12 protein-coding genes are annotated in these 12,832 nt (G+C 73.9%); 3 read left to right on the forward strand and 9 right to left on the reverse strand.

The annotated features are described in order from the left end of the window. A partial coding sequence (locus JWR81_RS09155; protein ID WP_297649439.1) for a hypothetical protein occupies positions 1-326 on the reverse strand: 326 nt, incomplete at its 3' end. Between the two features lie 16 nt (positions 327-342). On the opposite strand from JWR81_RS09155, the gene JWR81_RS09160 reads away from it, so the two are divergent. Continuing rightward, the gene (locus tag JWR81_RS09160) at positions 343-657 is read left to right on the forward strand and encodes a hypothetical protein (RefSeq protein ID WP_297649441.1); all 315 of its coding nucleotides are present in this window, start codon (positions 343-345) and stop codon (positions 655-657) included. Positions 658-806: 149 nt separating this feature from the next. Here JWR81_RS09160 and JWR81_RS09165 read toward each other — a convergent pair whose 3' ends face one another. From JWR81_RS09165 to JWR81_RS09200, 8 genes are read right to left on the reverse strand one after another with little or no spacing between them, the layout of a single operon-like run. Continuing rightward, a complete protein-coding gene (locus JWR81_RS09165; protein WP_297649443.1) occupies positions 807-1,892 on the reverse strand; it encodes a DUF917 domain-containing protein in 1,086 nt (361 codons plus the stop codon). Then, positions 1,879-3,447: a hydantoinase/oxoprolinase family protein gene (locus JWR81_RS09170; RefSeq protein WP_297649445.1), complete on the reverse strand. Its 1,569-nt coding sequence runs from the start codon at positions 3,445-3,447 to the stop codon at positions 1,879-1,881. The genes JWR81_RS09165 and JWR81_RS09170 overlap by 14 nt, the downstream gene beginning before the upstream one ends. Further along, positions 3,447-4,478 carry an LLM class flavin-dependent oxidoreductase gene (locus JWR81_RS09175; RefSeq protein WP_297649447.1) on the reverse strand — a complete coding sequence of 344 codons (1,032 nt, stop codon included), beginning with the start codon at positions 4,476-4,478 and terminating at the stop codon, positions 3,447-3,449. The genes JWR81_RS09170 and JWR81_RS09175 overlap by 1 nt, the downstream gene beginning before the upstream one ends. Further along, positions 4,475-6,781: a xanthine dehydrogenase family protein molybdopterin-binding subunit gene (locus tag JWR81_RS09180; RefSeq protein WP_297649449.1), complete on the reverse strand. Its 2,307-nt coding sequence runs from the start codon at positions 6,779-6,781 to the stop codon at positions 4,475-4,477. Before JWR81_RS09180 ends, JWR81_RS09175 begins: the two co-directional genes overlap by 4 nt. Further along, on the reverse strand, positions 6,778-7,248 hold the full coding sequence (locus JWR81_RS09185; RefSeq protein ID WP_297649450.1) for a (2Fe-2S)-binding protein: 471 nt from the start codon (positions 7,246-7,248) through the stop codon (positions 6,778-6,780). The genes JWR81_RS09180 and JWR81_RS09185 overlap by 4 nt, the downstream gene beginning before the upstream one ends. Before the next feature lie 7 nt (positions 7,249-7,255). Further along, entirely contained in the window at positions 7,256-8,155 is a 900-nt protein-coding gene (locus JWR81_RS09190) for an FAD binding domain-containing protein (RefSeq protein ID WP_297649451.1), read from the reverse strand. Positions 8,156-8,202: 47 nt separating this feature from the next. After that, positions 8,203-9,765: a hydantoinase/oxoprolinase family protein gene (locus JWR81_RS09195; RefSeq protein WP_297649452.1), complete on the reverse strand. Its 1,563-nt coding sequence runs from the start codon at positions 9,763-9,765 to the stop codon at positions 8,203-8,205. Next, positions 9,749-10,858 carry a DUF917 domain-containing protein gene (locus JWR81_RS09200; protein WP_297649453.1) on the reverse strand — a complete coding sequence of 370 codons (1,110 nt, stop codon included), beginning with the start codon at positions 10,856-10,858 and terminating at the stop codon, positions 9,749-9,751. Before JWR81_RS09200 ends, JWR81_RS09195 begins: the two co-directional genes overlap by 17 nt. Before the next feature lie 118 nt (positions 10,859-10,976). On the opposite strand from JWR81_RS09200, the gene JWR81_RS09205 reads away from it, so the two are divergent. After that, complete coding sequence (locus JWR81_RS09205; RefSeq protein ID WP_297649454.1) at positions 10,977-12,473, forward strand: CdaR family transcriptional regulator; 1,497 nt, start codon at positions 10,977-10,979, stop codon at positions 12,471-12,473. 46 nt (positions 12,474-12,519) lie between these two features. Beyond that, positions 12,520-12,832, forward strand: a 313-nt coding sequence (locus JWR81_RS34300) for an NAD(P)-dependent oxidoreductase (protein ID WP_367278761.1), incomplete at its 3' end; no start/stop codon positions are given.

Below are 12,832 nucleotides of genomic sequence, written 5' to 3' on the forward strand. Positions count from 1 at the left end.
CCTGCCGCTCCCGCGCCGCCCGCGACGACCGCGCAGCCACCGGCCACCTCCCGACCCGCGCCGCCGGCGGCTCCCGCGACGCCCACGAACACGTCCGCCGCGGAGGCCACCGCGCCGCCTGCCCCGAAGGCACCCGCGACTCCTGCGAGCAAGGCTGCTCCCTCCGGCCCGAAGGCCACGTCGGCGCCGGCCGCCGCGCCGGGCACACCGGCACAGCCCTCCCCGCAGGCAGCTCCGAAGCCCGCGGCGAACGCGGCCCCGGCCGCGCCGACGCCGGCGGACTCGCAGGACCCGGCCCACCCCCAGGCTGTGCGGCCGTCGCCCACCCGGCGTCCGTCGCCGGTGCCGCGCCACGCCGCGGAGGAGCCGAGCGCACCCCCGGCGGAGGCCGCCGCGCCGGGGCAGGCCCCGATCCCGTCCGGGCAGGCGCTGTTCACCCCCGGCACCACCATCACCAGCGGGGCGCCCGCGCTCGAGGACGGCTCCGCGCCCGGCCCCGAGTACACGATCAAGGGCAACGCCGACTCGATGCTGTTCCACCCGCCGACCAGCCCGTACTACAAGCGCACCAGGGCCGAGGTCTGGTTCCGCACCGCCGACGAGGCGCGCGCGGCCGGCTTCACCGAGTGGACGCCGAAGAGGCGTACCACCACCTGAGCGGTCAGCCTATGGCCCGCAGCGCCTCCAGCAGCCCGACGCGTGCGCCGGTGCGCAGGACCGAGTTGCGGTAGACGCGCCCGGTCACTCGCGAACTCGTTGCGGTGGTCCCCGCCCACCGGGAGGCGGGCGGGACCACGGCGGTGCGGTCACCGCACGGGGAACCGCTCCTCGATCGGGACGAAGTCGAAGTCGTACCCGAAGTAGCGCGGCCCGACGATCTCGAGTCCCGCCGGGGTCCGCCACCGCGGATCGCACGGTGCGGCGGCCACCGTGACCCGGAAGCCGTAGCGGAGGTCCTCGGTGGTGATGGGCTGGCCGGTCTCGGAGTCCAGGACCATGATCAGGTCCGGGACCGAGGCGAGTACCTCGCCGTCGCGCTCGGCGACGAGGTGCTCGTTCTGCGTCTGCAGGCGCAGGGTCGCGCCCGCGTCGTCGTGCAGGCCTTCGATGCGGACCTCGGCCCGGGCGAAGCCGCCCTCGGTCCGGCGGTGCACGTCGACGACCTTGCCCTGGAACAGCTGGACGCCGCCCAGGTACTTCGGAACCACCGCGGCGGGGTCGCCGTGCGCCTCCCGGGTCTCCCGCACCAGCCGGCCCAGCTCCTCGGCCGTCCGCAGCGTGTTCGGGATGGTGCACTCGCGCAGCCGTTCCGCGGCCAGCGGATACAGCCCGATCAGCGCGGCGCAACCCATGTCGATGGTCTGCGATCGGGCGAGCCGCTCGGTCCACCGGTTGTCGATCGCGTCGATGATCGAGGCGTTGCCCTTGTCGTCGGCGATCGCCATCGGCGCGGCCTTGCCACCGAACAGCGTGGGCATGCACATCTGCAGTTCCGGGAACGCGCGGCCCATCAGGTCCGCGTCGATCATCGGCAGCCGCTCCCGTGCCGCCAGGCAGAACGGGATCATCGAGTTCATGCCACCGATCTCGATCGGCATGGTGTGGGTCGCCCGTTGGCCCAGGTGGTGTTCGAGCTTGCGGAACGCGGTCACGACCTCGTCGCCGCTGGGGAGCTTCTCGACCATCACCGTCGGGGCGCCCATCATCGCCGAGGGGATCACGAAGGCGTCGTCCGGAACCTCGTCGAGGTCCACGACCTCCACCGGCCCGTTCTCGCGGATCGCCTCGCGGGCCAGCAACATTCCGATGTAGGGGTCCCCGCCGCCGCCGGTGCCGAGGATGCCGGCCCCGAGGGCGATGTCGGAGAGCTGCCGCTCGTCAACGAGTCGCAACGGTCTTCCTTCCGAGCTGGAGATCTCCGACGGCCTTCACCTTGATCCGGATCGCGTTGCCGGGCACGTAGGCGAGCGCCAGCTCCTCCTGGTCGACGATCCGGACGGAGTCGGGCACCGCACCCGCGGCGACGGCGCGTTCGGCGGCGAGTTCCCGGGCCTGCTCGAGTGCGGCGTCGCGGGAGAGCTGCGGGCCGACCGAGAACATCTGGTCCACCTCGCCGCCGACCTGGGCGATCGCGGCCCCGATCGCGTTGGCGACCGAGTGGTGAGCGGGCCTGACCAGGCGGGCGGCGCCCGGCAGGGTGTCGCCGAGCAGGATGCTGCCACCACCGACGACCACCACGGGGATCGCGTCCGAGGCGGTCTTCATCCGGTCCACCGCCTCGCCGATCCGGTCCTCGATGCTCGCCAGCGCGCGGCGGACCAGGTCCGGGTCCACGTCGGCGACCCGGCGGGCATCGCCGACCTCGGCCCTGCCCCCGGCCACCGCGATGTCGGTGGCGGTCAGGGTGTCCCCGCCGAACACCCGGCCGAGGTGGGTCAGCCGGTAGCCGACGCTCTCGGGACCGACCAGCGGATCGGCGCCGACGCGCACGTGGCTGCCCCCGCCGATGCCGAGCGGCAGCACGTCGGGCATGCGGAAGTTCGTCCGAACGCCGCCGACCTCGATCGTCGACTTGGCCTCCCGCGGGAAACCGTTGACGAGCATGCCGACGTCGGAGGTCGTGCCGCCGATGTCGACCACCGCGCAGTCCTGCAGACCGGAGAGCAGCGCGGCCCCGCGCATCGAGTTCGTCGGCCCGGAGGCGAACGTCGAGACGGGGTAGCGCTCGGCCTGGTCCACGGTCATCAGCGTGCCGTCGTTCTGGCTGATGTACATCGGGGCGTCGATCCCCGACTCCCGCAGCGCGGCGCGGAACGCCTCGGTGATCTGCCCGGCCAGCTCGGCGAGGCTCGCGTTCATGATCGTCGCGTTCTCGCGCTCGAGCAGTCCCATCCGGCCGAGCTCGGCCGACCGGCTGATCGCCACGTCCGGCACGGTCTCCCGGATGATCTCCTCGGCCCGCCGCTCGAGATCGTCGTTGATCGGGGAGAACACCGACGAGATCGCGACGGCCCGCAGGCCCTTCGCCGCGATCTCGTCGGCCACCCGCTTGAGCTCGTCGGCGTCGAGCGGGGCGATCTCACGGCCGTCGAACTCGTGTCCGCCGTGGCACAGGTAGACGTGCCGGCCCACGGCGTCGCCGAGCCGCTCGGGCCAGTCGACCATGGGCGGCAGCGCCCTGGTGGCCGGCAGCCCGAGCCGGACGCTCGCGACCTCGAGGAGCCGGCGGCCCTCCACGACGGCGTTGGTGAAGTGCGTGGTGCCGATCATGACGGTCTCGACGGCCTCCGCCGCGATCCTGCTCTGGGTGAGCAGGCTGCGCAGCCCGTCGAGGATGCCGGTGGTGACGTCGGCGGAGGTGGGGCTCTTGACCTCCGCCAGTACCCGGTCGCCGTCCATGAGCACCGCGTCGGTGTTGGTGCCCCCGACGTCGATCCCGATCCGCATCAGCCCACCGTCCGGTGGCGAACCTGGGGCAGCACCGTGCGCGCGGTGAGCTGCACGACCTCCTTGGCGCGGTCGGTGGCCACCGGGGCCAGGTCCACCGCGTCGGCACCGGCGTCGATCAGGGCCTGGATCTTCGCCGCGCACTCGTCCGGGTCGCCGGCGACGACGAGGTCCTCGACCCACTGGTCGGGCATCTCGCGCAGGATCAGCGCGGCGGGGTCGTCGCCGCCCCGCTGGTACATGTCCCACAGCTCGTCGCCGATGCCGTAGATGTCGGTGAGGCCGGACTTAGGCACCGCCGCGAGGTAGAACGCGGCGGCGGTCCGCGCCTCCTGCTTGGCCTTCGCGCCGTCCCTGTCGACCGAGTAGAGCGCGTAGCTCGACACGCGGTGGTGCTCGCCCTCGCGACCGGCCTTGGCCTGTCCCTCCGCGACCCGCTCACGCAGCCAGCGCAGGTACTTCGTCCCGGCGAGCACCGACACCAGGGTGGCGTCGGCGATCTCGCCCGACAGGTTGAGCATCCGGGGCCCGATGACGCCCATGTAGATCGGCAGCTTCGTCGTGGCCGGATGCACCAGCTGGATCTTGTCGAACGAGTGGACCTTGCCCTCGTAGGTGACCTCCTCGCCGTTCAGCAGCCGGCGCACGTTGGTGACCGTCTCGCGCATCGCGGTGTAGGGCGACCTGGGCATGACGCCCATCTGCTCCACCCAGTGCGGGACGCCGAGCCCGATACCGGGCCAGACCCGCCCGGGGTACATGCGGTCGATCGTGGCGAGCTCCATGGCCAATGCCGCGGGATGGCGCGCCATCGCCGACACGACGCCCACGCCGACCTTGATCTCGCTGGTCGCGTTCAGCGCCGCCATCGCGCCGGAGATGCCCCCGTAGAAGAAGTAGTCCTCGGGGATCCACAGCTCGCCGAAGCCCTCCCTCTCGGCCAGGGCCGAGATCTCGGGGATCTGCTCGGGCGGCAGCTGGCTGGAGACGAGCAGGCCGACGGGGGATCCGTCGGTTCCGGTGCTGGTCATCGGGTGCTTCCTTCCGTCGGGCCGTCCTCACGCAAAGCCGCCAGGACGTCAAAGGGGGTGATGGGGAGGTTGCGGATGGGCTTGCCGATCGCGTCGGAGACCGCGCTGGCGATCACAGCGGCGACCGGGATGACCGACGGCTCGCCGGCGCCCTTGGCCCCGTAGGGGCCGTCCGGCCAGGGGTTGTCCAGCAGTACGATGTCGATCGGTGGTGCCTCGAACACCGTCGGCAGCCGGTAGCTCTCCAGGCTGTGGTCCACGGTCGCGCCGTCGACCACGCGCAGGTCCTCGTAGAGCGCGTATCCGACGCCCTGCAGCACCCCGCCGTGGATCTGGCCCTCCACCTGCTGCGGGTTGATCGCGCGGCCCACGTCCTGGGCGACGACGTAGCGCAGGATCGTCACCTTGCCGGTGTCCGGGTCGACCTCCACCTCCGCGGAGTGCACGTGGTAGGTCGGCGTCGCGAAACCGGTGAACAGGGCGCCGGCGAGGCAGCCGGAGTCGAACTGCACGGGCGGGGTGATGTGTCGACCGGTCGCCGAGATCGGCCCCGCGGTGTAGAGCGCGTGCTGGGCCACCGCCGCCAGTGCGACCCTCGCGCCCGGGGAGCCCGCCACCTGGACGTGCCCGTCGGCGAGCTCGAGGTCGGCCACCGACGCCTCCAGCAGGTTCGCGGCCACCTCGAGGAGCTGCTCGCGGACCTGCGCGCTGGCCTGCACGGCCGCGTTGCCGAGCGAGAACAGCGTCCGGCTGCCCTGGGCGCCGCCGTCGTAGGTGCCGGCGTCGGTGTCCGCGGCGAGAATGATCACGTCGTCCGGGGTCAACCCGAGCTCCTCGGCCACGATCTGGCGCAGCCCGGCGGCCACCGCGCCGGTGCCGATCTCCGCGCCCGCGCAGATCACTCCCGCGGTCCCGTCCTCGTTGATCTTGACGGTGGCGCCGCCCGGCCCGGGGTTGGTCAGCCAGGTGACCGCGCCGATGCCCTTGCCGCGCAGCACCTTCCGGCCGTCGGCCGGGGCGGTCTCCGTCGCCCACGGGGCGATCTCCTCGACCCTGGCGAAGCCCTCGTCGAATACCGCGTCGGCGAGGACCTGACCGTTGGCGATGGCCTCGCCGGCCTTGACCACGTTGCGCAGCCGCAGCTCGCGGCGGTCCATGCCGAGCTCCGCCGCGATGTGGTCGAGGTGCTGCTCCAGGGCGAACATCGCGTACGGGCCGTTGACGCCGCGGAACGCCGCCGTCGGCGCCGTGTTCGTGTAGATCACCCGGGTGCGGTAGCGGGCGGCGGCGACCCGGTAGGTCCCGCCGAACACGAGTCCCGGCACCGCCGCGCAGGCGACGATCTCGCCGCTGTACGCGCCGTTGTCGGAGAGGGTGTCGGCCTCCTGGCCGAGGATCTCTCCGTTCGCGCCCACCGCGGTGCGGATGCGGATGCGCGCATTCTCCCGCGGCCCGGCGGTCTGCAGCTCCTCGGACCGGGTGTTGACCAGCCGCACCGCCCGGCCGGTCCTGCGCGCGAGCACGCAGACGAACGGCTCGAGCATCGCGTCGATCTTGCCGCCGAAGCCGCCGCCGATCGTGGTGACGACGACGCGGACCTTGGACGGCGCGATGCCGAGCCACTCGGCGAGCCGGTCGCGGACCAGGAACGGGAACTGCGCGGGGCTGTGCACGACGTAGCGCCCGCCCTCGAAGCGGCCCACGGCGGCGTGCGGCTCGATCGGGGACTGGTGCTGGCGCTGGGTGGTGTACTCGTCCTCCACGACCAGGTGCGCCGCCGCGAACGCCGCGTCCACGTCGCCGCGGTCCAGCGTGGACTCCCACGCGACGTTGCCTCCGCGAGGGCCGGGCGCTGCCATCGGGTACGACTCCCACGCCGGGTGGATCAGCCGCGCGCCGTCGGCGAGGGCGGCGTCCATGTCGGTCAGCGGCTCGAGCGGGTCGATCTCCAGCTCGATCGCGGCCACCGCGGCCTCAGCCTGCTCGAGCGAGTCGGCCGCCACCGCGGCGAGCGGCTCGCCGATGTAGCGGATCTCCTCGCGGGCGAACATCGGCTGGTCCTTGAGGATCCAGCCCGACGTCGTGTCCGGGACGTCCGCGGCGGTGATGATCGCGTGCACCCCGGGCAGCGCGGCGGCCCGCGTGGTGTCGAGGCGCCGGATCCGGCCCGCCGGCACCGGCGCGCGCAGAAGCCTGGCCTGCAGCGTGCCGGTGTGGCCGTGGTCCATCCCGTAGACCGCGGCGCCGCGCACCTTGTCGTCGCCGTCGGCACGGCGGGCGTTGGTCCCGACGACGCGCGTCACGACCGGCCCCCGTTCCCGGCCACGGCCAGCGCCGCCTCGACGATCTTGTGGTAGCCGGTGCAGCGGCAGATGTTGCCGGCCAGCGACTCCTTGACCGCGCCCTCGTCCGGGCCGGCGTCCCGCTCGAACAGGGCGGTCAGCGCCATGAGGATGCCCGGCGTGCAGGCGCCGCACTGCACGCCGCCGTGCTCGAGCAGCGCGTCCTGCAGCGGGCTCAACGGCCCGTCCGGGGCCGCGAGACCCTCGACCGTGCGGACGGCGCGACCCTCGGTGAGTGCGACCGGCGTCAGGCACGACACGACCGGCCGGTCGTCGACGAGCACGGTGCAAGCGCCGCAGCGGCCCTCGGCGCAGCCCGGCTTGGCGCCGGTGAGCCCGAGCCGATCGCGCAGCACCGACAACAGGGGCGTCATGTCCGGTGCGTCGACCTCGACGGGCCGTCCGTTCACCGTGAACGAGTGGGGCATCAGTTGCTCACTTCTGCTGATCGGAGGGGGTGAGGGCGCCGGCGGCGGTTCGGGTCAGTGCGGGCAGGACGGCGAGGCGGTACCAGCCGGGGGCGTCGAGGCCCTCGCGCGCGGTGCACTCCGCGGCGGCGGCCCGTCCGGCCCGCTCGGCGACGTCGTCGTCCAGCGGGGCGCCGACCAGCGCCGCGGCGGCCGCGGGGGAGAGGCGGGCGACCTCCTCGACACCCCCGACGGCGACCCGGGCCGCGGAGACGGCGGCACCGTCGAGGTCGACCGACAGCGCGACCGAGGCGATCGCGTACTCCCCACCGCCACGGACGGTGAGCCGCTCGAACGCGGAGCGCCGGTCCGCCGGGGCGGGGACGACGACGCGCACGATCAGCTCGCCGGCCTGCCGCGTGCCCCGGGAGGCCAGGTACGCGGCGAGCTCCTCGGTCCGCTCGCCGTCCGGCGCGGTCACCACGACGGCGGCGTCGGCAGCCAGCAGCGCCGGCACGAGGTCGGCCTCCGGGAAACCGACGGCGGCGATGTTGCCGCCCACGGTCGCGACGCTGCGTACCGCGGGGAACGCCGAGCGGCGGGCCGCGTCGACGATCCCGGCCAGCGCCGGGGGGCCGTCGAACGCGGCGAGCTCGTCGTGGGTGACGGCGGCACCGATCTCGACCGTGCCGTCGGCGGTCCGGATGCCCTGCAGCTCCACGAGCCCGTCGAGGGCCACGTAGACGCGGGCGACCGGGGCGTCCTGCAGCGGGGCCCGCATGATCCAGGTGCCGCCGGCGAGCGCCCCGCCGTCGCCGCCGAGCTCGCTCAGTTCCCGTACCGCGTCGGCCAGCGACGCCGGTCGGCGCACCTCGGAGCGGGTCATGGCCCCCGGGGCGGTCCGCCGGGGTGGGCTCGTTGTCGTCATGGCGTTGTCGTCCTCCTTGTCGCACGTGGTGGAGATGAAGCGGTGTCTCAGCCGAACCGCAGCGGTCCGGCCGCCTTGGCCCTGATCCGCACCGCGGGGTCGGTCAGGTAGGCCAGCGGGACCTCTTCGATGTCGACGATCTCGGTGCGTTCCGGGTCCGCACCCGCCCGCACGGCCTGCTGGCGGGCACTCTCGGCCGCCTCCGCGACGGCGGTGGGGCGGCCGCCGACCCCGAACCGGGCGATCCGCTCGACCTGCCCGCTGACCTGCCCGATCGCGGCGCCGATCGCGTTGGCGACCTCGTGGTCGGGCGGGCGGAGCACCTCGCTGACTCCGGGGATCAGGTCGGGCACGAGGAAGCCGGCCCCGCCCACCACGATCAGTGGCTGCTTCCCGCGCACGATTTTCGCCTGGTCGACGGCCTCGGCGAGCAGCGCGTCGGAGCGCGCGAGTGCCTCGGCGAGCGCGGCGCGGTGCCGGGCCGGGGGTCGGCGGTGGCCGACCTCGACCCGTCCGCCGGCCACCGCCGCGTCGGTGAGCGTCGCCGTGGCACCGCCGAACACCAACGCCGACTCCGTGAGCCGGTAGCCCACGCTCTGCGGCCCGACACGGACCGGACGCTCCCGGCCCGCCACGACGGTCCCGCCGCCCAGCGGCAGCGTGACCAGTCCGGGCATCCGGAAGTTCGTCCGGACGCCGCCGATCCCGGCCGGGTCGCCCGACTCGCCGGGGAAACCGTTGATCAGCACGCCGACCTCGGTGGACGTGCCGCCGACGTCGGCCACCAGGGCGTCGCGAACCCCGCTGATGTGCGCCGCACCGCGCATGCTGTTGGCGGGCCCGCACCCGATGGTCAGCACCGGGTAGCGCAGCGCGTACTCGAGCTCCATGAGGGTGCCGTCGTTCTGCGCGAAGTACTCCGCCGGCCGCAGGCCCTGCCGGGCGAGCGCCTCGCCGAAGGAGCGGGCGACCGTCTCAGCGACACCGACCAGCGCGGCGTTGAGGACCGTCGCGTTCTCCCGCTCGATGAGGCCGATGCTGCCCACCTCGTGGCTCAACGACACGTGCATGTCCCCGAGGATGGCCCGGGCGACGGCCTCGGCCGCCAGCTCGTGGCGATCGGAGACCGCCGAGAACACGCTGGTGATCGCCACCGCCTCCGCGCGGCCCTGGACCGAGGCGAAGAACCGGGCCGCCGCGTCGGAGTCGAACGGCGCCACTTCGGTGCCGTCGAACTCGATGCCCCCGTCGACCACCGCCGTGCCGGCCGCCACCGCGGCCCGCAGGTCCGGCGGCAAGGTCGCCAGCGGCGGCACCGCACGGGTGGCCGGGCCGCCGATCCGCAGGACCGCGACCCGGTGCAGTCCGGTGCGCGCCAGCAGCGCGTTGGTGGCGTGGGTGGTACCGAGCATGGCGTGCGTGATGCGGTCCCGGCCGTCGCCGAGCCGGGCGAGCACCGCGTCGATGCTCGCGGCGATGCCGGTGGTGACGTCGGGGGTGGTCGGGGCCTTGGCCTTGGCCAGCAGCACGTCGTGGCGGTCCACGACGACGGCGTCGGTGTTGGTGCCGCCGACGTCGATGCCCAGTCGCAGGTCAGCGCGCACGGTCATGGCCCGGGTCGACGGGGGAGTAGGGGAAGCGGTAGCCGAATGCTGCGGGACCGGCGACGGCCAGCCCTTCCGGGGTACGCCACACGTCGGGGCACCCGAACGCGATGACGGCGACGCGCTGCCCGTAGCGCAGCTTCTCGGTGACGATCGCCTCGCCGGACCGGGTGTCGAGCACCGTGATGATGTCCGGCACGCAGGCCCGGACCGCGCCGTCCTCCAGCGCGGCGAGGTTCTCGTTCTGGATCTCCAGGCGGAGCAGCCGACTCGCGGCCGCGTCCTCGACGATCACCGACCCGCGGACGAAACCGCCCGCCGTCTCCCGTTCGACGTCGATGACCTTCCCGCGGATGAGCTCCACCGCGTCCAGCTCGCCGACCACCACGTCCACCGGGTCGAGGGAGTCCCCGGCCGGGCGCGCCATGGCCGTGCCGAGGGCGAGGGCCCGGGAGACCGATCCCGGCACCGTCGCGCGGCGAGCCGTCTCGACGTCCATCAGGTACAGCGCGGCGACGGCGGCGCCGCCGAAGGCCGCCGTCGAGGACCGGAGCAGGCGCTCGGTCCACCCGACGCCGCCGGTACGGATCACCAGGGTGTTCAGCCGCTCGTCGGTCATCACGCACGGGCTCGACGGCACCCCGGCGAGGTTCATCGTCATCTGCGGCATGGTCGGAAAGGCCCGGCCCATGCCGTCGGCGTCCACGTACGGGAGCCGCAGCCGCGCCGACCAGGTGAGCGGGATCAACCCGTTCGAGCCGCCGATCTCGAACGGCATGATCGCGACGACGGGCCGGCCGGTCAGGGCCTGCACCTCCTCGACGAGCTGCCCGCCCTCGCCACCGTTCTCGAGCTTCTCGATCGCGATGGTCGGTGCGCCGACGAGCCCGCAGGGCATGACGAGGCCGTCCGCGGGGAGATCGGCGAGATCGACGAGATCGACGGCGCCGTGCCGGCGGATCGCCTCGCCGGCCATCAGCACGCCGGCCAGGGGATCGCCGCCCCCACCGCCACCCAGTACCGCGCACCCGCGAGCCAGCGCCGGCAGGTCGTCGTCGCCGATCTTTGTCCGATCGGCCCGATCGTGGTCCTCGGTCATCCTGGCTCCGCTCCTCGACCCAAGTATGTGGCGTCGTACCCGCATCGGTCTTTGGCGTACTGCCACTCAACCTGAAAGTTCTTGTGCAGACTGCATAAGGCCTTGATACTCCAGCACTGTGAATTCGTTGCAGGCGCTCCTCGATGCGCCGGCGGTCCGTCCGTTGGTGCGGTCGATCGCCGGACCCGGCTCCGACGCCCCGGTGCGCCGGATCGCCCTCGTCGAGGACCTCGCCCGGATCGAGGAGCTGGACGAGGCGACCGTCGCGGTCCTGACCCACGCGGCGTCGGTGGACGCCGCGAGCTACCGCCTCGACGTCGCACTTCGGACGGCGGGGTCGCGCCGCGTGAGCGCCGTGGTCCTCACCGATGGCCGCGACGGCATCGCCCCGACGGCGGCCGCCCTGGCCGGTCGCGTCTCGGTGGCCGTCCTGCGCACGCACGGGGACTGCGACCTCTCGACGCTGCTGCTGACCCTGCACCGCGAGCTCGCGGGCGGTCCCGACGTCGCGCTCGGGCGCATCCGGGCCGCACTGCACGCCCTCGAGGGTGCCGGTGCGGCCACCGCCGCGCCGGAGACGCTCCTCCGCGCCGCGTCGGAGGCGCTCGGCGCGCCCGTCGAGCTGCGGGAGCCCGGGGCCGGTGACGCGGCCGCGCCGGTCGTGGTCCGCGACGAGGTCGAGGGGGCGGTCTGCACGCCGCGGGGCGACGGTCACGCCGAGGTGGCCGCGGAGGTCGTCGTGCACCTGGCCGCCGCAGCGGTGGCGCGGGCCCGCGCGGCCGCCCAGCAGGCCGAGGACGCTCCGATCCGGTCACGCGGCGAGCTGATCGGCGAGTTCCTGCTCGCCCGGCCGGACCACGGCGACCGGTTGCTGGAGCGGATGCGGGCGGCCGGCCTGACCGTCGACGGCTGGCATACCGCGATCCTGCTGGACGTCGAGAACCTCCCGGCGCTCGCGGCCGAGGACGAGCTGGCCTCGCTCCGGGTCGCCGACCGGGTCGCGACGCTCGGTCTGGAGGCGGCGCGCGCCGCCGGGGGCGTCTGGCACCGGGCGCGCATCGGCTCCGGCCTGCTCCTGATCCGCATGGAGCGCCACGACCCCGGGACCGCCACCGGCCGCGACGCCGGCCATGCCGCGCGGCAGATCATCCGGCGCATCGTGTCGCGGGTGCCGGAGATCCTGCTCGTCTGCGGCGTGGGGAGCACGCACGTCGGAGCGACCGGGCTGCGGACGACGATGGCCGAGGCGCGGGCCGCCCTCGCCGCCGGGCACGCCGGCCGTCGGCTCAACGCGGCGACCAGCTTCGACGAGGTGGGGCTCAAGCGGACGCTCATCGAGTGGTTCGCCTCCGACACCGCGCGCGAGGCCGTCGACTCGCTGCTGCGACCGCTGGACGATCTCGGTCCGCAGAAGAGGGAAACCGCCCTGCAGACGCTTCGCAGCTACCTCGACAACCAGGGCTCGACGAGCCGGGCGGCCGTAGAGCTCCACCTGCACCGCAACGCGATCGCCTACCGGGTGCGGCGCATCTTCGATCTGCTCGACGTGGACCCGCAGGACCCGGACACGGTCCTGATGCTGCAGCTGGCCTGCCGCGCGCGGTCCCTGGGCTGAGTGCTCGGGCCGGGCCTGCCGGTCGGCTGCGCCCCCGGGTTCGCCCATGACGGCCCCACCCGGCCGGGATCCGTTCGCCGGACAGACCGGCGTCGCGCTGCGCACGACGGTACCAACCCAGATTGGGCGTCCGTCACGGCTCCGTCACCGGGCCGTGACACGAGCTGGTGAGACTGCCCGCGTGGACAGCGGACGGACCGGGCACGTCGTGGTGTGCGGGGTGGACGGCGCTGCGCTGCGTACGGTCGAGCAGCTGCTGGCGGCGGGCGCCGACGTCGTGGTGGTCGACCCGTCGGGCGGCGCCGACGTGGTGGCCGACCGTCTGCTGACGCAGTGGAAGGTGCGGCGCATCGAGGGCC

It is taken from the genome of Pseudonocardia sp. (assembly GCF_025965585.1).
GTDB lineage: Bacteria > Actinomycetota > Actinomycetes > Mycobacteriales > Pseudonocardiaceae > Pseudonocardia.